The organism is Marinobacter sp. MIT930201, assembly GCF_047122665.1.
In the GTDB taxonomy this organism is placed as follows: Bacteria; Pseudomonadota; Gammaproteobacteria; order Pseudomonadales; family Oleiphilaceae; genus Marinobacter; species Marinobacter salarius.
The window spans coordinates 1,377,085-1,393,802 of sequence record NZ_CP138916.1; the positions used below are offsets into that span (position 1 = coordinate 1,377,085).

The 16,718-nt window shown below is 54.4% G+C and carries 30 protein-coding genes; all 30 read right to left on the bottom strand.

The genetic code is table 11. From position 1 onward, the window contains the following. Positions 1-621 carry a 30S ribosomal protein S4 gene (gene rpsD, locus SIC19_RS06350; protein WP_007153991.1) on the bottom strand — a complete coding sequence of 207 codons (621 nt, stop codon included), beginning with the start codon at positions 619-621 and terminating at the stop codon, positions 1-3. 18 nt (positions 622-639) lie between these two features. Beyond that, positions 640-1,029 carry a 30S ribosomal protein S11 gene (gene rpsK, locus SIC19_RS06355; RefSeq protein ID WP_007153992.1) on the bottom strand — a complete coding sequence of 130 codons (390 nt, stop codon included), beginning with the start codon at positions 1,027-1,029 and terminating at the stop codon, positions 640-642. A gap of 13 nt (positions 1,030-1,042) precedes the next feature. Continuing rightward, the gene (rpsM, locus tag SIC19_RS06360) at positions 1,043-1,399 is read right to left on the bottom strand and encodes a 30S ribosomal protein S13 (RefSeq protein WP_007153993.1); all 357 of its coding nucleotides are present in this window, start codon (positions 1,397-1,399) and stop codon (positions 1,043-1,045) included. 141 nt (positions 1,400-1,540) lie between these two features. Next, the gene (gene rpmJ, locus SIC19_RS06365) at positions 1,541-1,654 is read right to left on the bottom strand and encodes a 50S ribosomal protein L36 (RefSeq protein WP_008174902.1); all 114 of its coding nucleotides are present in this window, start codon (positions 1,652-1,654) and stop codon (positions 1,541-1,543) included. Positions 1,655-1,684: 30 nt separating this feature from the next. Then, positions 1,685-3,007: a preprotein translocase subunit SecY gene (secY, locus tag SIC19_RS06370; RefSeq protein ID WP_007153995.1), complete on the bottom strand. Its 1,323-nt coding sequence runs from the start codon at positions 3,005-3,007 to the stop codon at positions 1,685-1,687. A gap of 17 nt (positions 3,008-3,024) precedes the next feature. Continuing rightward, on the bottom strand, positions 3,025-3,459 hold the full coding sequence (gene rplO / locus SIC19_RS06375; protein WP_007153996.1) for a 50S ribosomal protein L15: 435 nt from the start codon (positions 3,457-3,459) through the stop codon (positions 3,025-3,027). Position 3,460: 1 nt separating this feature from the next. After that, entirely contained in the window at positions 3,461-3,649 is a 189-nt protein-coding gene (gene rpmD / locus SIC19_RS06380; protein ID WP_007153997.1) for a 50S ribosomal protein L30, read from the bottom strand. A gap of 4 nt (positions 3,650-3,653) precedes the next feature. Continuing rightward, positions 3,654-4,154 (bottom strand): 30S ribosomal protein S5, encoded by a 501-nt coding sequence (gene rpsE, locus SIC19_RS06385; RefSeq protein WP_007153998.1) that lies wholly within the window; start codon positions 4,152-4,154, stop codon positions 3,654-3,656. Between the two features lie 12 nt (positions 4,155-4,166). Further along, a complete protein-coding gene (rplR, locus tag SIC19_RS06390) occupies positions 4,167-4,514 on the bottom strand; it encodes a 50S ribosomal protein L18 (protein ID WP_007153999.1) in 348 nt (115 codons plus the stop codon). Between the two features lie 9 nt (positions 4,515-4,523). Then, on the bottom strand, positions 4,524-5,057 hold the full coding sequence (rplF, locus tag SIC19_RS06395) for a 50S ribosomal protein L6 (protein WP_036203349.1): 534 nt from the start codon (positions 5,055-5,057) through the stop codon (positions 4,524-4,526). A 9-nt stretch (positions 5,058-5,066) separates the two neighbouring features. Continuing rightward, positions 5,067-5,459 carry a 30S ribosomal protein S8 gene (rpsH, locus tag SIC19_RS06400; RefSeq protein WP_007154001.1) on the bottom strand — a complete coding sequence of 131 codons (393 nt, stop codon included), beginning with the start codon at positions 5,457-5,459 and terminating at the stop codon, positions 5,067-5,069. Positions 5,460-5,548: 89 nt separating this feature from the next. After that, positions 5,549-5,854 (bottom strand): 30S ribosomal protein S14, encoded by a 306-nt coding sequence (rpsN, locus tag SIC19_RS06405; protein WP_007154002.1) that lies wholly within the window; start codon positions 5,852-5,854, stop codon positions 5,549-5,551. 12 nt (positions 5,855-5,866) lie between these two features. After that, entirely contained in the window at positions 5,867-6,406 is a 540-nt protein-coding gene (rplE, locus tag SIC19_RS06410; protein ID WP_036203346.1) for a 50S ribosomal protein L5, read from the bottom strand. 15 nt (positions 6,407-6,421) lie between these two features. Continuing rightward, positions 6,422-6,742, bottom strand: a complete 321-nt coding sequence (gene rplX / locus SIC19_RS06415) for a 50S ribosomal protein L24 (protein WP_007154004.1) — start codon at positions 6,740-6,742, stop codon at positions 6,422-6,424. Positions 6,743-6,758: 16 nt separating this feature from the next. Then, complete coding sequence (rplN, locus tag SIC19_RS06420) at positions 6,759-7,127, bottom strand: 50S ribosomal protein L14 (RefSeq protein ID WP_007154005.1); 369 nt, start codon at positions 7,125-7,127, stop codon at positions 6,759-6,761. Between the two features lie 58 nt (positions 7,128-7,185). Beyond that, a complete protein-coding gene (gene rpsQ / locus SIC19_RS06425; protein WP_007154006.1) occupies positions 7,186-7,452 on the bottom strand; it encodes a 30S ribosomal protein S17 in 267 nt (88 codons plus the stop codon). Between the two features lies 1 nt (position 7,453). Continuing rightward, positions 7,454-7,645, bottom strand: coding sequence for a 50S ribosomal protein L29 (gene rpmC, locus SIC19_RS06430; protein ID WP_007154007.1), 192 nt, complete (start codon positions 7,643-7,645; stop codon positions 7,454-7,456). Next, on the bottom strand, positions 7,645-8,058 hold the full coding sequence (gene rplP, locus SIC19_RS06435) for a 50S ribosomal protein L16 (RefSeq protein ID WP_007154008.1): 414 nt from the start codon (positions 8,056-8,058) through the stop codon (positions 7,645-7,647). The genes rpmC and rplP overlap by 1 nt, the downstream gene beginning before the upstream one ends. Positions 8,059-8,070: 12 nt before the next feature. Next, positions 8,071-8,754, bottom strand: coding sequence for a 30S ribosomal protein S3 (gene rpsC / locus SIC19_RS06440; protein WP_007154009.1), 684 nt, complete (start codon positions 8,752-8,754; stop codon positions 8,071-8,073). Positions 8,755-8,765: 11 nt separating this feature from the next. After that, positions 8,766-9,098, bottom strand: coding sequence for a 50S ribosomal protein L22 (gene rplV, locus SIC19_RS06445; RefSeq protein ID WP_007154010.1), 333 nt, complete (start codon positions 9,096-9,098; stop codon positions 8,766-8,768). Positions 9,099-9,114: 16 nt separating this feature from the next. Further along, complete coding sequence (gene rpsS, locus SIC19_RS06450) at positions 9,115-9,390, bottom strand: 30S ribosomal protein S19 (RefSeq protein ID WP_007154011.1); 276 nt, start codon at positions 9,388-9,390, stop codon at positions 9,115-9,117. 23 nt (positions 9,391-9,413) lie between these two features. Beyond that, positions 9,414-10,241 carry a 50S ribosomal protein L2 gene (rplB, locus tag SIC19_RS06455; RefSeq protein WP_007154012.1) on the bottom strand — a complete coding sequence of 276 codons (828 nt, stop codon included), beginning with the start codon at positions 10,239-10,241 and terminating at the stop codon, positions 9,414-9,416. 17 nt (positions 10,242-10,258) lie between these two features. After that, on the bottom strand, positions 10,259-10,552 hold the full coding sequence (gene rplW / locus SIC19_RS06460) for a 50S ribosomal protein L23 (RefSeq protein WP_007154014.1): 294 nt from the start codon (positions 10,550-10,552) through the stop codon (positions 10,259-10,261). Further along, the gene (rplD, locus tag SIC19_RS06465; RefSeq protein WP_007154015.1) at positions 10,549-11,154 is read right to left on the bottom strand and encodes a 50S ribosomal protein L4; all 606 of its coding nucleotides are present in this window, start codon (positions 11,152-11,154) and stop codon (positions 10,549-10,551) included. The genes rplW and rplD overlap by 4 nt, the downstream gene beginning before the upstream one ends. 11 nt (positions 11,155-11,165) lie before the next feature. Further along, positions 11,166-11,804 (bottom strand): 50S ribosomal protein L3, encoded by a 639-nt coding sequence (rplC, locus tag SIC19_RS06470; protein WP_007154017.1) that lies wholly within the window; start codon positions 11,802-11,804, stop codon positions 11,166-11,168. 73 nt (positions 11,805-11,877) lie between these two features. After that, positions 11,878-12,189 carry a 30S ribosomal protein S10 gene (gene rpsJ / locus SIC19_RS06475; RefSeq protein ID WP_004580743.1) on the bottom strand — a complete coding sequence of 104 codons (312 nt, stop codon included), beginning with the start codon at positions 12,187-12,189 and terminating at the stop codon, positions 11,878-11,880. Positions 12,190-12,376: 187 nt separating this feature from the next. Beyond that, complete coding sequence (tuf, locus tag SIC19_RS06480; RefSeq protein ID WP_007154018.1) at positions 12,377-13,573, bottom strand: elongation factor Tu; 1,197 nt, start codon at positions 13,571-13,573, stop codon at positions 12,377-12,379. 35 nt (positions 13,574-13,608) lie between these two features. Beyond that, the gene (gene fusA / locus SIC19_RS06485; RefSeq protein WP_036203343.1) at positions 13,609-15,714 is read right to left on the bottom strand and encodes an elongation factor G; all 2,106 of its coding nucleotides are present in this window, start codon (positions 15,712-15,714) and stop codon (positions 13,609-13,611) included. 18 nt (positions 15,715-15,732) lie between these two features. Then, positions 15,733-16,203 carry a 30S ribosomal protein S7 gene (rpsG, locus tag SIC19_RS06490; RefSeq protein ID WP_036203340.1) on the bottom strand — a complete coding sequence of 157 codons (471 nt, stop codon included), beginning with the start codon at positions 16,201-16,203 and terminating at the stop codon, positions 15,733-15,735. Positions 16,204-16,316: 113 nt separating this feature from the next. Then, positions 16,317-16,691, bottom strand: coding sequence for a 30S ribosomal protein S12 (gene rpsL / locus SIC19_RS06495; protein WP_007154021.1), 375 nt, complete (start codon positions 16,689-16,691; stop codon positions 16,317-16,319). Positions 16,692-16,718 lie beyond the last annotated feature (27 nt).

Genomic DNA, 16,718 nt, shown 5'->3' on the forward strand with positions numbered 1-16,718 from the left:
TTACTTGGAGTAAAGCTCGACGATGAGGTTCTCGTTGATGTCGGCCGGCAATTCAGTGCGCTCGGGCACTGACCTGTAAACGCCGGACATCTTGCTGGCGTCGACCTCTACCCAGCTCACCGGTGCGCGGCTGGAAGACAGATCCAGCGCGCCTTTAACGCGAAGCTGGTTTTTTGCCTTCTCACGCACGCTCACAACATCACCCGGACGGACCTGATAAGACGGGATGTTCACCAGCTTATCGTTGACCAGGATCGCTTTGTGAGAAACGAGCTGACGGGACTCAGCACGGGTAGAACCAAAACCCATGCGATAGACAACGTTATCAAGACGGCCTTCCAGCAGCTGCAACAGGTTCTCACCGGTTGCACCCTTGATGCGGGCGGCCTCTTTGTAATAGTTGCGGAATTGCTTCTCCAGCACGCCGTAGATACGACGGACTTTCTGTTTTTCACGAAGCTGTACGCCATATTCGGACAGACGACCGCGACGCGCGCCGTGCATACCCGGCGGAGTCTCGATGTTGCACTTTGAATCGAGCGCGCGAACACCGCTCTTCAGAAAAAGATCTGTCCCTTCACGACGAGACAGCTTGCACTTCGGGCCTATGTAACGAGCCATAATTCACTGTCTCCTGTGTTAGACGCGGCGCTTTTTGGGCGGACGACAACCGTTATGGGGAATCGGCGTCACATCAGTGATGTTAGTGATCTTGTAGCCGCACGCGTTCAGCGCACGAACCGCAGATTCACGTCCGGGCCCCGGACCTTTAACCTCTACGTCCAGGTTTTTAAGGCCGTATTCAGCAGCCGCATTACCGGCTCTTTCAGCTGCTACCTGCGCAGCAAAAGGTGTACTCTTGCGTGACCCACGGAAACCGGACCCACCAGAAGTGGCCCAGGACAATACGTTGCCCTGACGGTCAGAAATGGTCACGATAGTGTTGTTGAAGGACGCGTGAATGTGCGCGACGCCATCAACAACCGTCTTTTTCACCTTTTTACGGGTACGTGTACCTGGCTTTGCCATGTTTGCCTACCTGTTACTTACGAATAGGTTTGCGAGGACCTTTACGGGTGCGGGCGTTGGTCTTTGTGCGCTGGCCACGGACAGGGAGTCCATGACGGTGGCGCAGACCACGGTGGCAACCGAGATCCTTCAAACGCTTAATGTTCATCTGAACTTCACGACGCAGATCGCCTTCAACGGCCAGCTTGCCTACTTCTGTACGAAGTGATTCAAGCTGCTCGTCGGACAGGTCCTTGACCTTGACGTCCGGCTTAACACCGGTTGCATCGCAAAGCTTCTGGGCTGCTGTCTTACCGACTCCAAAAATGTAAGTCAGAGAGATAACAGCATGTTTGTGATCGGGTATATTGACACCGGCTATACGTGCCATCCAAATTACTCCGCGTTCAAAGCTTTGCTGTGTGAATTTTCCGCCACTATAAAAGGGCGCGAAATAATAGCGCCTGACCCCACCTGAGGTCAAGCGCCATTAATCGTACCCTTTACAATGTCAGTGCTGAATCCGTAAGGATTAACCCTGACGCTGCTTGTGGCGAGGCTCCGAGCAAATGACTCGTACTGAGCCATTGCGACGAATTACTTTGCAGTTACGGCAAATTTTCTTTACCGAAGCGCGTACTTTCATTGTCGACTCCAGTTTTCAAGGGGAACGAAATTATCCGTTCCGACCATAGCCCTTGAGATTGGACTTCTTCATCAACGAATCATATTGATGAGACATCAGGTGCGACTGAACCTGAGCCATGAAATCCATCACCACGACTACAACAATCAGCAGAGACGTGCCGCCCAGATAGAACGGTACATTCCCGGCAACCATCAGAAACTGAGGGAACAGGGACACTGCTGCAATGTACATTGCACCGAACAGAGTCAGGCGGGTCAGCACACCATCAATATACTTGGCAGTCTGATCGCCCGGACGAATGCCCGGAATAAACGCGCCTGAGCGCTTGAGGTTATCCGCAACTTCTTTCGGGTTATACATCAACGCTGTATAGAAGAAGCAGAAGAAAACGACTGCTGCTGCGAACAGAATGATGTATAGCGGCTGGCTAGGTGCCAATGCCTGGGAAATATCACTCAGCCATTCCATGCCCTCGCCCTGACCGAACCACTGCCCCAGCGACGCCGGGAACAGCAGAATGGAGGAAGCGAAGATCGGCGGAATAACGCCTGCCATATTCACTTTTAAAGGCAAATGGCTGGACTGCTGAGCAAATACCCGCCGGCCTTGCTGGCGCTTCGCGTAATTGATGGTCAGTCGACGCTGACCACGCTCCATAAACACCACGAAGCCAATTACAGCAACCGCCAGGATACCAATACCCAGAACCACCAACAGACTCATCTCGCCGTTACGCGCTTGCTCCAGGGTCTGCCCTATGGCACCTGGAAGGCCAGCAACAATACCGGCAAAAATCAGCAGGGAAATCCCGTTGCCGACGCCGCGCTCGGTGATCTGCTCACCCAACCACATCATGAACACGGCACCACTGACAAAGGATACCACAGCCACAAAGTGGAAGCTGAAGCTGTCGTTGAAGGTCACACCCTGGGATGCCAGCCCGACAGAAATACCAAAGCCCTGAACCAGGGCCAGGATAACCGTACCATACCGCGTGTACTGGCTTATCTTGCGACGGCCAGCTTCACCCTCCTTCTTCAGTTGCTCCAGCGTCGGACTGACCGCTGTCATCAACTGCATAATAATAGAGGCTGAAATATACGGCATGATACCAAGTGCGAAGATACTCATCCGCTCAAGCGCACCACCGGAAAACATGTTGAACATGCTCAGGATTGTGCCCTGGTTCTGTTCAAACAGTGCCGCCAGACGGTCGGGGTTAATACCCGGCACCGGGATGTGGGCACCGATCCGGTACACCAGCAATGCCAGGAAGACGAACCAGAGCCGCGATCGCAGCTCTGCCAGTCCTTTACCCGCGCCCGCAGGCAATGATGCGTTCTTGGCCATTTAGTCCTCGACTCGCCTTAGTCTTCGACTTTACCGCCCGCGGCAGTGATCGCCTCGCGTGCGCCTTTGGTCACCTTCAGACCCTTGACAGTCACTGCGCGGCTCAGTTCGCCGGACAGAATAACCTTCGCTTCACGAATTTCTTCGCGAACGATGTCAGCCTTCTTCAGGGCCTCGAGATCAGCTACGTCACCGTCGACTTTCGCCAGTTCGTTCAGACGAATTTCAGCCACATAGCGCTGCTGGCGCGAGGTGAAACCGAATTTCGGCAGACGACGGGCCAACGGCTGCTGGCCGCCCTCGAAACCAGGCGCGACACTGCCGCCGGAACGGGCCTTAAGACCCTTGTGACCACGACCACCGGTCTTGCCGAGGCCGCTACCGATACCGCGACCCACGCGCTTGGCGGCAGGACGTGAACCAGGCTCCGGACTAAGTTCGTTCAGACGCATCTTAGTTCTCCTCTACCTGCACCAGGTAGTTAACCCGGTTGATCATCCCGCGGATGGAAGGGGTATCTTCCACTTCCACGGTGTGACCGATTTTACGGAGACCCAGGCCCTTGACGCACAGCTTGTGCTTGGGCTGACAGCCGATTGGGCTGCGGGTCAGTGTTACTTTGATCGTTTTTGCGTTCGCCATGACTTCAACCCAGAATCTCTTCCACGGATTTACCGCGCTTGGCTGCAATATCTTCAGGCGCTTGAGTTGCCTGGAGACCCTTGATGGTGGAACGTACCACGTTCACCGGGTTGGTGGACCCGTAACACTTGGACAGTACGTTCTGCACACCCGCTACTTCCAGTACGGCACGCATAGCGCCGCCGGCGATGATACCGGTACCTTCTGATGCAGGCTGCATGTAAACCTTGGAACCACCATGCTGCGCTTTAACCGCGTACTGCAGGGTATTTCCGTCAAGCGGGATGTCGACCATGTTCTTGCGTGCAGCTTCCATCGCTTTCTGGATCGCAACCGGCACTTCACGCGCCTTGCCACGACCGAAACCAACGCGTCCTTTACCATCACCCACTACAGTCAGTGCAGTGAAGGCAAAAATACGACCGCCCTTAACAACCTTGGCGACGCGATTGACCTGAACCAGCTTCTCCTGGAGCTCAGGCGCCTTCTGTTCGTTAACGCTCATCTTCTCCACCTCTTAGAATTGCAAGCCAGCTTCACGGGCTGCGTCGGCCAGAGCCTGGACGCGACCATGATAACGGTAACCGGAGCGGTCAAAAGCGACCTGCTCTACACCTGCTGCCTTGGCACGCTCAGCAATCAACTGACCGACCTTTTTGGCAGCGTCCACGTTACCGGTTGCACCCTGGCGCAGGTCCTTATCCAACGTGGAGGCAGCCGCCAGCACCTTGCTGCCGTCTGCAGTGGTAACCTGGGCGTACATGTGCCGGGGTGTACGATGTACACACAGGCGGTTGGTGCCCAGCTTACGGATCTTCATGCGCACTTTGCGTGCGCGACGCAATCTTTCGTTATTCGCGCTCATAGTCCCGCCTTATTTCTTCTTGGCTTCTTTGCGTCTGACCTGCTCATCCGCATAACGCACACCCTTGCCTTTGTAAGGCTCTGGCGGACGGAATGCGCGGACTTCTGCAGCGACCTGGCCAACCTGTTGCTTGTCGATTCCGCGAATCACAACTTCCGTATTGGACGGAGTTTCAGCGGTAATCCCCTCGGGCAGCTCATACTCAACCGGGTGTGAAAAACCCAGCGTCAGATTGAGCTTCTTACCTTGCGCCTGGGCACGGTAGCCTACGCCCGTCAGCGCGAGCTTGCGCTCAAAGCCTGTAGACACACCGGTCACCATATTGTTGACCAATGCGCGGGTAGTACCAGCAAGAGCGCGGGACTGTTTGGCTCCATCACGGGGTGCGAAGCGCAGAACGTTTTCTTCCTGCGTGACCTCTACCACATGGTGGATGGTGAATTGAAGCGATCCTTTGGACCCCTTCACATTAATTTCCTGTCCGTTCAGCTTAACCTCAACACCGGAAGGCAGCACGACAGGATTATTGGCAACCCTGGACATGTGTATCTCCTAAAATACGGTGCAGATGACTTCGCCACCCACGCCGGCAGCACGTGCAGCGCGGTCTGTCATTACGCCCTTGGACGTAGAGACAATCGCGACTCCCAGACCACCGGATACCTTCGGCAGCTCCCCAGCGCCCTTGTACTGGCGCAGACTCGGACGGCTGACCCGCTTGATTTCCTCAATAACCGGCTTGCCACCGAAGTATTTGAGGTTAATGGTCAGCTCGGGTTTCGCGTCAGCTGAGACGGAAAAATCGGCTACGTAACCTTCGTCCTTAAGGACCTGGGCTACGGAGATCTTCATCTTTGAAGACGGCATGGCCACATCGGCCTTCTGTGCCATCTGTGCATTACGGATACGGGTAAACATATCCGCAAGCGTATCTTGCATACTCATTGGTATGAGACTCCTGATCTTTTTAGTTGTGCAGCGGCGCGCCGCACCGCTTACCAACGGGCACCTGACCTGCGGTCAGTGTACCTGCCTTACCAGCTTGCTTTGGTCAGGCCCGGGACGTCGCCGCGCATGCCAGCTTCACGCAACTTAATACGTGACAGCTTGAACTTGCGCAGAACGCCGTGGGGACGACCTGTAACCTGGCAACGATTACGAAGACGCGAGGGAGACGCATCACGAGGAAGCTGTTGCAGCTTCATCTGTGCATCCCAACGGTCATCATCGCTGGTATTCGGGTTCTTGATAATCGCCTTGAGTTCGGCGCGCTTCGCTGCGTACTTCGCAACGGTTTTTTCGCGCTTGAACTCGCGGTTCTTCATGGAAACCTTAGCCATTACACTCGTTCCTTATTTCTTGAACGGAAAGCCGAAGGCTTTCAACAGTTCGCGACCTTCATCGTCGGTACCGGCAGTGGTGGTAATGGTGATATCAAGTCCACGGATCTTGTCGACTCTGTCGTACTCGATCTCGGGGAAAATGATCTGCTCACGCACACCCATGCTGTAGTTACCGCGACCATCGAAGGACTTGGGATTCAGACCGCGGAAGTCACGAATGCGGGGTACCGCAATGTGAACCAGACGATCAAAGAAATCCCACATACGCTCACCGCGCAGGGTAACTTTACAACCGATCGGCCAACCTTCACGGATTTTAAAGCCCGCTACGGATTTACGTGCCAAAGTGACAACGGCTTTTTGACCTGCCAGGCGCTCAAGATCCGCCACGGCATTTTCAATCAGCTTCTTGTCACCGACCGCTTCGCCGACACCCATATTCAGGGTGATCTTTTCGATACGCGGCACCTGCATGATGTTCTTGTAGCTGAACTCTTTCTGCAGGGCGGGTACCACTTCCTTACTGTACTGCTCTTTCATGTTAAGCATCGTAACCACCACCGCTTACTGGTTATCGACGACTTCTTTCGTGGACTTAAAGATCCGCACTTTAGCGCCGTCTTCCTTGATCTGGAAGCCTACGCGATCGGCTTTGCCGGTCTGCGGATTAAAAATAGCCACGTTGGAAGCCTGGATAGGTGCTTCTTTTTCGACGATGCCACCTGGGGTGCCGAGCATCGGGTTTGGCTTGGTGTGCTTCTTGATCATATTGATCCCAGAAACAACAACCCGGCCATCGTCCTGAACCTTCAGGACTTTACCACGTTTGCCTTGGTCTTTCCCCGTAGTGACGATTACTTCGTCATCTCGTTTGATCTTTTTCATAACCGGCCTCTGGTCCTTAAAGTACTTCGGGTGCCAGTGAAATAATTTTCATGAACTTCTCATTTCGCAGTTCACGGGTAACCGGTCCGAAGATACGGGTACCAATGGGTGCGTCCTGATTGTTCAGAAGTACTGCCGCGTTTCCGTCGAAACGAATAAGCGACCCGTCGGGACGACGCACACCTTTACGGGTACGTACAACGACAGCTTTCAGGACCTGGCCTTTTTTCACTTTACCGCGGGGGATGGCTTCCTTAACGGTTACCTTGATGATATCCCCAACGCTGGCATAACGCCGATGTGAACCGCCCAGGACCTTGATGCACATCACCTGACGTGCACCACTGTTGTCCGCGACTTCAAGCATTGTTTGAGTCTGAATCATGGTTATTCTCCAGCAGAAACCACTTTGCCGTTACGACAAGACTCACCGTCCGGGCGAGTTACACCTTCGATGCGCGTTCGGTGACTTCCACCAGAGCCCAGCTTTTGGTCTTGGAGACCGGGCGGGTTTCCTGGATTGTAACGGTGTCACCGATGTTGCACTGATTGCTCTCGTCGTGAGCATGAATTTTGGATGAACGCTTCATGTACTTACCGTACAGAGGATGCTTAACCTGGCGCTCAACCAGAACCACAATGGATTTCTCCATTTTGTTGCTCACGACCTTGCCGCTCAGGGTTCTGGCAGTTTGGGTAGCTTCAGTCATGTTACTGTCCTGCCTTTTCATTCATAACTGTTTTCACGCGAGCAATGTCACGCTTCACCTTCGGAAGAAGATGAGACTGATTCAGCTGACCTGTCGCCTTACGCATGCGCAGGTTGAACTGCTCCTTCAGGAGGTCGATCAGCTCTTTGTTCAGCTCCTCGACTGACTTGTCACGCAGCTCTGTTGCTTTCATCACATCACCGTCCTCGTTACAAAGGTGGTCTGTACGGGCAGCTTGGCCGCAGCAAGAGTGAACGCGTCACGAGCGATTTCCTCGGAAACACCTTCCATCTCATACAGCATCCGGCCTGGCTGAATTTCAGCCACCCAGTACTCGACAGAACCCTTACCTTTACCCATTCGTACTTCGAGCGGCTTGCTGGAGATCGGCTTGTCCGGGAAAATCCGGATCCAGATCTTACCGCCCCGCTTGATGCGGCGAGTCATGGTACGACGCGCTGCCTCAATCTGGCGCGCAGTTATACGTCCACGGCTTGTCGCCTTCAATCCGTATTCACCGAAGCTCACCTTGTTAGCACGGTGCGCAAGACCGGTGTTACGGCCTTTCATTACCTTGCGAAATTTGGTGCGTTTTGGTTGCAGCATTTGAGTGCCCCTTTACTTAGAACCTTTCTTCCCAGAGGCTTTCTTGTCAGCACGGACCTGCTCCATACCACCAAGAATCTCACCTTTGAAGATCCATACCTTGACGCCGATAATGCCGTAAGTGGTTTTCGCTTCGTAGGTCGAGTAATCAATGTCTGCACGCAGTGTGTGCAGCGGTACACGACCTTCGCGATACCACTCGGAACGGGCAATTTCAGCACCCCCGAGACGACCGCCTACCTGAATCTTGATGCCTTTCGCACCCTGGCGCATGGCGTTCTGTACCGCACGCTTCATAGCGCGACGGAACATCACACGACGCTCCAGCTGACCGGCAACGTTCTGCGCGACCAGGCGGGCATCCAGGTCCGGCTTGCGGACTTCTTCGATGTTGATGTGCACGGGCACACCCATCATGTCGCTGACTTCGCGACGCAGACGGTCAACATCTTCACCCTTCTTACCGATAACAATACCGGGACGGGCTGTATGGATCGTGATACGGGCGTTCTGAGCAGGGCGCTCGATCACAATCTTGCTGACAGACGCCTTTACCAGACGCTTGTCCAGGAATTCGCGAACCTGAATATCATTCAACAGGTTGTTCGCGTATTCCGCCTTTTCGGCGTACCACACTGAGTTGTGCTCTTTGATCACACCCAGACGCATGCCGGTTGGATTTACTTTATGACCCATCTGAGCATCTCCTACTTGTCGGCGACCTTGACGGTGATATGACAGGTGCGCTTGAAAATCCGGTCAGCGCGCCCCTTGGCTCGAGCTTTGATTCGCTTGAGCGTCGGACCCTCATCCACCATAACGGTGGAAACCCGCAAATCATCTACGTCCAGACCTTCGTTGTGCTCAGCGTTAGCGATGGCAGACTCAAGGGCTTTCTTGAGAATGACCGCCGCCTTCTTCGGGCTGAAAGTCAGAATGTTCAGGGCGTCCTCAACAGCCTTGCCGCGTACTTGGTCAGCGACAAGACGCGCTTTCTGAGCTGAGAGGCGAGCGCCCTTGTACTTGGCTGCTACTTCCATTTCTATTACCTCACAATCAGCGTTTAGCTTTCTTGTCGGCCGCATGACCACGATAAGTACGCGTCGCCGCGAACTCACCCAGCTTATGCCCGACCATATCTTCGGTGACATAAACCGGCACGTGCTGCTTGCCGTTGTGGACTGCAATGGTCAGGCCTACCATCTCCGGAAACACTGTCGACCGGCGGGACCAGGTTTTGATCGGCCGCTTGTCGTTAGCTTCCAGAGCTGCCTCGACCTTCTTCAACAGATGCAGGTCTATAAAAGGACCTTTCTTCAAAGAACGTGGCACAGCATTTACCTCTATGTAGTCGTTTACTTGGCTGAACGACGACGTACTATCATCTTATCAGTACGTTTGTTCTTACGAGTCTTATGCCCTTTGGTCGGAACACCCCACGGAGTAACCGGGTGACGCCCGCCAGAGGTACGCCCTTCACCACCACCATGTGGGTGGTCAACTGGGTTCATAGCAACACCACGTACTGTTGGACGTTTACCGCGCCAACGTGATGCACCCGCTTTACCAAGCTGCTTGAGGCTGTGTTCGCTGTTGGACACTTCGCCCAACGTTGCGCGACAGTCAACAAGCACCTTACGCATTTCACCTGAGCGCAGGCGGATGGTGGCATAAGCCCCTTCCCGAGCAACCAGCTGTACGGATGCGCCCGCAGAGCGAGCCAGCTGAGCACCTTTGCCAGGCTTGATTTCGACGCAGTGAATCACAGAACCGACCGGAATATTCCGGAGCGGAAGTGTGCTTCCTACTTTAATCGGCGCGTCGATGCCGGAGCGCACAGGGTCACCAATCTGCATACCTTTGGGAGCGATAATGTAGCGACGCTCGCCATCGGCGTACTTGATCAGCGCAATGTGCGCAGAGCGGTTAGGATCGTATTCCAGGCGCTCGATAGTCGCCGGGATACCATCTTTGGTCCGCTTAAAGTCAATGACACGGTAGTGTTTTTTATGTCCACCACCAATGTGACGGGTAGTGATGCGACCAAAATGGTTGCGACCACCCGATTTACTAAGAGTTTCTACCAACGGCTCGTAAGGGCGCCCCTTGTGAAGATCAGGGTTAAAGAGCTTAACAACGTGACGGCGGCCGGCAGATGTTGGCTTGGTTTTGACGATCGGCATTTTACGACCCCTTTACCTTATTCCACATCCAGAAAATCAATGTCCTGACCGTCCGCAAGCTTAACGTAAGCCTTACGAATGTCAGCACGCTTGCCGAAGCCGCGAACGGTACGCTTGAGCTTACCCTTACGGTTCAGAACCTGAACACCTTCGACGGTGACGTTGAACAGCTGCTCAACGGCTTTCTTGATCTCGGGCTTGGTTGCGTCAGGGGCTACACGGAATACCACCTGACCACTTTCCGCGACCAGAGAGGCTTTCTCTGATACGTGAGGCCCAAGAAGAACCTTGTAAATACGTTCCTGATTCATCCCAGCATCTCCTCGATTTTCTTCAGAGCGGGAACAGTCACAACCACTTTGTCGAAGGCGACAAGGCTAACCGGGTCAAGGCCGGCGACATCACGCACATCAACGTGCGGGATATTGCGCGAGGCCAGGTGCAGATTCTGCTCGACGTTGTCGGACAGAATCAGCGCGTTACTGACACCGATATCGCTCAGCTTGGCAGTGAAGGCCTTGGTCTTGGGCGTTTCGACATTCATGTCGTCGACCACAACCAGGCGCTCCTGACGGACCAGCTCGGAAAAAATGGAGCGCATCGCTGCGCGGTACATTTTGCGGTTTACCTTCTGCTCAAAACTCTGAGGCTTGGCAGCGAAGGTAACACCACCGGACCGCCACAGCGGACTGCGGATGGTACCGGCACGGGCACGACCCGTACCCTTCTGACGCCAGGGCTTCTTACCACCACCAGCGACTTCCGAACGTGTTTTCTGAGCACGGGTACCCTGGCGCGCACCGGACATATACGCGGTGACAACCTGGTGAACCAGTGACTCATTAAAATCTTTGGCGAATGCAGCGTCGGAAACCGAGATTCCCTTGCCGCTACCTGTAATAGTCAATTCCATCGCACCGCTCCTCAGGCTTTAACTGCAGGCTTGATGACAACATTTCCGCCGGTCGCGCCCGGAACGGCACCACGAATCAGCAGAAGGTTGCGCTCGGCGTCGACACGGACGACTTGCAGGTTCTGCACGGTCACCTGCGCATTGCCCATCTGGCCCGCCATCTTTTTGCCCTTGAATACCTTGCCCGGAGTCTGGTTCTGACCAATAGAACCCGGAGCACGATGAGAAAGGGAGTTACCGTGTGTGGCGTCCTGCATGGAGAAGTTCCAGCGCTTTACGCCGCCCTGGAAACCTTTACCCTTGGACTGACCAACAGCATCAACGACCTGGCCATCTTCAAAGATGGAAGCGGTAATCTCTCCGCCTGCAGCCAGCTCTTCGCCTTCGCCATCAGCGAGACGGAATTCCCACAGACCACGACCAGCCTCTACTCCGGCTTTGGCGTAATGGCCCGCTTCGCTTTTAGTCACACGAGAGGAACGACGCTTACCAACGGTTACCTGAACCGCGCGATAGCCATCGCTTTCAAGAGTTTTCAGCTGGGTAATGCGGTTGGGCTCAACCTCAATTACCGTTACGGACACTGCTTGCCCGTCTTCCGTAAAAATACGGGTCATACCGGCCTTGCGACCGACAATTCCAATTGCCATGTTTCACCTCTTAAGTGTACGGGGCTCTCACCCTCTATGGCCTTATGACAGTTACACAGACTAACGCTTGGCGTTAGCCGAGGCTGATCTGAACGTCTACACCTGCTGCCAGATCCAGCTTCATCAAAGCATCTACTGTCTTTTCCGTCGGCTCGACGATATCCAGCAAACGCTTGTGTGTACGAATCTCGTACTGATCGCGCGCGTCTTTGTTGACGTGCGGTGAAATCAGAACGGTGTACTTTTCCTTCCGCGTCGGCAGAGGGATTGGTCCACGCACTTGAGCGCCGGTCCGCTTCGCGGTATCGACAATCTCCTGCGTTGACTGGTCGATCAGGCGATAATCAAACGCCTTCAACCGGATTCGAATTTTTTGGCTTTGCATGATGCACCAAACTCCACTCGTAGCAGCTACTAGTTAGCCGACCTTCAAAAAAAGGAGCCGCATTGTATGCATAATACCCAGCAGTGTCAACTGCGATGAGCAGCGACTCTACCAGGTCAGATTGTGCGGCTGAAACAGAAAAAGGGGCTGACTTTCAGCCCCTTTTTCCTTAGATCATTCGAATAATTTATTCGATGATCTTTGAGACTACGCCGGCACCAACGGTACGGCCACCTTCACGAATCGCGAAGCGCAGGCCATCTTCCATGGCGATCGGAGCAATCAGGGTAACACTCATCTTCACGTTGTCACCCGGCATAACCATTTCCACACCTTCCGGCAGCTCACAGGAACCTGTGACGTCGGTGGTACGGAAGTAAAACTGCGGACGGTAACCCTTAAAGAACGGGGTATGACGACCACCTTCTTCTTTGCTCAGCACGTACACTTCGCACTCGAACTTGGTGTGCGGCTTGATGGAGCCCGGCACACACAGAACCTGACCACGCTCAACGTCGTCACGCTTGGTACCACGCAGCAGAACCCCAACGTTCTCACCAGCACGACCTTCGTCCAGCAGCTTGCGGAACATCTCAACACCGGTACAAACGGTCTTCACGGTATCTTTGATACCGACGATTTCCACTTCGTCACCAACCTTGATGATGCCGCGCTCTACACGACCGGTTACAACCGTACCGCGACCAGAGATGGAGAACACGTCCTCGATCGGCATCAGGAACGGCTGATCAATCGCACGCTCCGGATCCGGGATGTACTCGTCCAGGGCTTCTACCAGCTTCTTGACAGCGGTAGTACCCATTTCGTTGTCATCCTTACCTTCCAGCGCCATCAGCGCGGAACCGGTAACGATCGGCGTGTCGTCGCCCGGGAAGTCGTACTGGCTCAGCAGTTCGCGAACTTCCATCTCGACCAGCTCCAGCAGCTCCTCGTCATCGACCATGTCCGCCTTGTTCAGGAACACAACGATGAAAGGAACGCCAACCTGGCGGGACAGCAGGATGTGCTCGCGAGTCTGCGGCATGGGGCCGTCAGCTGCGGAACAAACCAGGATCGCGCCGTCCATCTGCGCCGCACCCGTGATCATGTTCTTCACGTAGTCAGCGTGACCCGGGCAGTCAACGTGCGCATAGTGACGCGCCGGCGAATCGTACTCAACGTGAGACGTCGCGATGGTGATACCACGCGCCTTCTCTTCCGGTGCGTTATCGATCTGGTCGAATGCGCTTGCACTACCAGTACCCCACACTTCGTGACACACACGAGTCAGCGCGGCTGTCAGCGTGGTCTTGCCATGGTCTACGTGACCAATGGTGCCCACGTTTACGTGCGGCTTATTACGCTCAAATTTTGCTTTAGACACGGTTACACCTCTTCCTGTTTCTTAAGTCCTGGGGATCAACCCTTTTTAATGATCGCTTCGGCAATGTTCGAGGGAGCTTCCATATAGCGGGAGAACTCCATCGCATAAGACGCCCGACCCTGCGTTGCAGAACGCAGATCGGTGGCGTAACCGAACATCTCCGACAACGGAACCTCGGCACGGATTGTCTTGCCCGACGGGCCGTCTTCCATACCCTGAACCAGACCACGACGGCGGTTCAGATCACCAACGACGTCACCCATATACTCTTCAGGGGTAACGCACTCGACCTTCATGAGCGGCTCAAGAAGGGCCGGACTAGCCTCCAACGCGCCTTTCTTCATCGCCATGGATCCGGCGACCTTGAACGCCATCTCGTTGGAGTCAACGTCATGGTAGGAACCATCGTACAGCGTGGCCTTGATCCGCAGCAGAGGATAACCGGCCAGACAGCCGTTCTTCATCTGCTCTTCAATGCCCTGCTGAACAGCGGGAATGTATTCCTTGGGAACCACACCACCAACGATTTCGTTTACGAAGATGAAGTTCTCGCCATCCTCCTCGTCGAGAGGCAGCGGCTCAAGCTTGAGCTTGACATGACCATACTGACCACGACCGCCAGACTGACGCACGAACTTACCTTCCACATCCACGTTCTTACGGATGCATTCACGATAAGCCACCTGCGGCTTACCAATGTTCGCTTCAACCTTGAACTCGCGACGCATTCGGTCAACGATGATGTCCAGGTGAAGCTCACCCATACCGGAGATGATGGTCTGGCCAGATTCTTCATCAGTACGAACCTGGAAAGACGGATCTTCCTGAGCAAGCTTGCCCAGAGCAACACCCATTTTCTCCTGGTCAGCCTTGGACTTCGGCTCAACGGCTACAGAAATAACCGGCTCAGGGAACTCCATGCGTTCCAGGATAATTTTATGATTCTCATCACAAAGGGTATCACCGGTGGTGACACTCTTCAGGCCGATTGCCGCAGCAATATCACCCGCGAGAACTTCCTTGATCTCCTGACGCTCTTTGGAGTGCATCTGAACCATACGGCCGACGCGTTCCTTCTTGCTCTTTACGGAGTTGTAGACTGCATTACCCGATTCGAGCTTACCGGAGTAAACCCGGAAGAAGGTTAGCGTGCCAACAAACGGATCGGTGGCGATTTTGAACGCGAGAGCCGAGAAAGGCGCGTCGTCGTCAGCCTGACGGGTTTCTTCAGTACCGTCTTCATCGACCTCACCACGGATGGCTTTGACTTCGTCCGGAGCCGGCAGGAATTCGATCACCGAATCCAGCACCGCCTGAACACCCTTGTTCTTAAAGGCAGAACCACATGTCGCGACAACAATCTCGTTGGCGAGCGTACGGATACGCAGACCTTTCTTGATGTCTTCAATGCTGAGCTCGCCCTCTTCAAGGTAGCGCTCCATCAGCTCTTCATTAGCTTCAGCAGCCGCTTCCATCATTTCTTCGCGGTACTTCGCTACTTCGTCAGCCATTTCGGCAGGAACGTCGCGCTGGTCATAGGTAGCACCGGCATCATCTTCGTTCCAGTAAATCGCCTTGTTACGAATCAGGTCAACCAGACCAGCGAACTCGTCTTCGGCACCGATCGGCAACTGAATGGGAACGGCAGTCGCACCCAGACGGTTCTTAATCTGATTCACAACGCGCAGGAAGTTGGCACCGGCACGGTCCATCTTGTTGACGAACACCATGCGGGGCACTTCGTACTTGTTGGCCTGACGCCAAACAGTCTCGGACTGCGGCTCAACACCAGAGGAGCCACAGAACACCACAACTGCACCGTCGAGCACACGCAGGGAACGCTCTACCTCGATGGTAAAGTCAACGTGCCCCGGGGTGTCGATGATGTTGATGCGGTGCTCAGGATACTGCTTATCCATGCCCTGCCAGAAACAGGTGGTTGCAGCAGACGTGATGGTAATACCACGCTCCTGCTCCTGCTCCATCCAGTCCATGGTCGCCGCGCCATCATGAACCTCACCGATTTTGTGGGAAATGCCTGTGTAGAACAGAACCCGCTCGGTGGTTGTGGTCTTGCCCGCATCAACATGCGCACAAATACCAATGTTTCTGTATCTCTTGATCGGAGTCTTGCGTGCCACTGTATGAACCTCGGCTGATTAGAAACGGAAGTGAGAGAACGCCTTGTTGGCTTCTGCCATGCGATGAACGTCTTCGCGCTTCTTAACAGCGGAGCCCTTGCTATCAGCGGCATCCAGGATTTCACCTGCCAGACGCTGCGCCATGGACTTTTCACCACGCTTCCGTGAAAATTCTACGAGCCAGCGCATGGCCAGCGCGTTCTGACGGGAAGGCCGTACTTCGACAGGCACCTGGTAGGTAGCACCACCCACACGACGGGATTTAACTTCAACCATCGGCTGGATGTTTTCCAGGGCCTTCTCGAACATGTCGATCGGCTCTTCCTTGGACTTGTCGGCAACGATATCGAGCGCGCCATAAACAATGCGCTCAGCAACAGCTTTTTTGCCGCTTTCCATCACATGGTTGATGAACTTGGCCAGCCGTGCACTGCCGAATTTGGGATCCGGGATAATTTCCCGTTTTGCTGCAACTCTTCTTCTAGGCATCGATAAGCCCTTATCTATTAAAAGGTCTTCAGGAACCCCTGAGATAGCATCAGCTACTCAGCCTTACTCTTACCGTTCTACGTAGCAACGATAAAAGACACCCGTGTGGGACATCAGGACTTGGGTCGTTTTGCACCGTACTTGGAGCGGCCCTGCTTACGGTTCTGCACACCCTGGGTGTCCAGTGTTCCGCGAACAGTGTGATAGCGCACACCCGGAAGGTCTTTTACTCGACCGCCACGGATCAGCACAACACTGTGCTCCTGAAGGTTGTGACCTTCACCACCAATGTATGAGGAAACCTCGTAGCCGTTGGTCAGGCGAACACGGCACACTTTACGCAGTGCTGAGTTCGGCTTCTTCGGCGTTGTGGTGTACACACGAGTACAAACACCACGGCGCTGCGGGCAAGCCTGCAGAGCAGGAACGTCGCTCTTGGCCGCTTTGCGTTTACGAGGCTTACGCACCAACTGATTAATCGTTGCCATGTAAGCAAACTCCAAAAAACCGTATCA

Coding starts and splice junctions, on each gene's coding strand:
- rpmD (WP_007153997.1), bottom strand. CDS start 3,649: ATGGCGAACGCAAAAACGATCAAAGTAACACTGACCCGCAGCCCAATC.
- rpsK (WP_007153992.1), bottom strand. CDS start 1,029: ATGGCAAAGCCAGGTACACGTACCCGTAAAAAGGTGAAAAAGACGGTT.
- rplE (WP_036203346.1), bottom strand. CDS start 6,406: ATGCTTAACATGAAAGAGCAGTACAGTAAGGAAGTGGTACCCGCCCTG.
- rpsC (WP_007154009.1), bottom strand. CDS start 8,754: ATGGGTCATAAAGTAAATCCAACCGGCATGCGTCTGGGTGTGATCAAA.
- rplC (WP_007154017.1), bottom strand. CDS start 11,804: ATGGCAATTGGAATTGTCGGTCGCAAGGCCGGTATGACCCGTATTTTT.
- rplD (WP_007154015.1), bottom strand. CDS start 11,154: ATGGAATTGACTATTACAGGTAGCGGCAAGGGAATCTCGGTTTCCGAC.
- rplN (WP_007154005.1), bottom strand. CDS start 7,127: ATGATTCAGACTCAAACAATGCTTGAAGTCGCGGACAACAGTGGTGCA.
- rplR (WP_007153999.1), bottom strand. CDS start 4,514: ATGAGCGCGAATAACGAAAGATTGCGTCGCGCACGCAAAGTGCGCATG.
- rpsD (WP_007153991.1), bottom strand. CDS start 621: ATGGCTCGTTACATAGGCCCGAAGTGCAAGCTGTCTCGTCGTGAAGGG.
- rpsG (WP_036203340.1), bottom strand. CDS start 16,203: ATGCCTAGAAGAAGAGTTGCAGCAAAACGGGAAATTATCCCGGATCCC.
- rplF (WP_036203349.1), bottom strand. CDS start 5,057: ATGTCCAGGGTTGCCAATAATCCTGTCGTGCTGCCTTCCGGTGTTGAG.
- secY (WP_007153995.1), bottom strand. CDS start 3,007: ATGGCCAAGAACGCATCATTGCCTGCGGGCGCGGGTAAAGGACTGGCA.
- rpmC (WP_007154007.1), bottom strand. CDS start 7,645: ATGAAAGCAACAGAGCTGCGTGACAAGTCAGTCGAGGAGCTGAACAAA.
- rplV (WP_007154010.1), bottom strand. CDS start 9,098: ATGGAAGTAGCAGCCAAGTACAAGGGCGCTCGCCTCTCAGCTCAGAAA.
- rpmJ (WP_008174902.1), bottom strand. CDS start 1,654: ATGAAAGTACGCGCTTCGGTAAAGAAAATTTGCCGTAACTGCAAAGTA.
- rplO (WP_007153996.1), bottom strand. CDS start 3,459: ATGCGTCTGAACGAACTTAGTCCGGAGCCTGGTTCACGTCCTGCCGCC.
- rplB (WP_007154012.1), bottom strand. CDS start 10,241: ATGCCGATCGTCAAAACCAAGCCAACATCTGCCGGCCGCCGTCACGTT.
- rplX (WP_007154004.1), bottom strand. CDS start 6,742: ATGAAAAAGATCAAACGAGATGACGAAGTAATCGTCACTACGGGGAAA.
- rpsM (WP_007153993.1), bottom strand. CDS start 1,399: ATGGCACGTATAGCCGGTGTCAATATACCCGATCACAAACATGCTGTT.
- rpsN (WP_007154002.1), bottom strand. CDS start 5,854: ATGGCTAAGGTTTCCATGAAGAACCGCGAGTTCAAGCGCGAAAAAACC.
- rplP (WP_007154008.1), bottom strand. CDS start 8,058: ATGCTGCAACCAAAACGCACCAAATTTCGCAAGGTAATGAAAGGCCGT.
- rpsJ (WP_004580743.1), bottom strand. CDS start 12,189: ATGCAAAGCCAAAAAATTCGAATCCGGTTGAAGGCGTTTGATTATCGC.
- rpsE (WP_007153998.1), bottom strand. CDS start 4,154: ATGAGCGTTAACGAACAGAAGGCGCCTGAGCTCCAGGAGAAGCTGGTT.
- rpsQ (WP_007154006.1), bottom strand. CDS start 7,452: ATGACTGAAGCTACCCAAACTGCCAGAACCCTGAGCGGCAAGGTCGTG.
- rplW (WP_007154014.1), bottom strand. CDS start 10,552: ATGAATCAGGAACGTATTTACAAGGTTCTTCTTGGGCCTCACGTATCA.
- rpsH (WP_007154001.1), bottom strand. CDS start 5,459: ATGAGTATGCAAGATACGCTTGCGGATATGTTTACCCGTATCCGTAAT.
- rpsL (WP_007154021.1), bottom strand. CDS start 16,691: ATGGCAACGATTAATCAGTTGGTGCGTAAGCCTCGTAAACGCAAAGCG.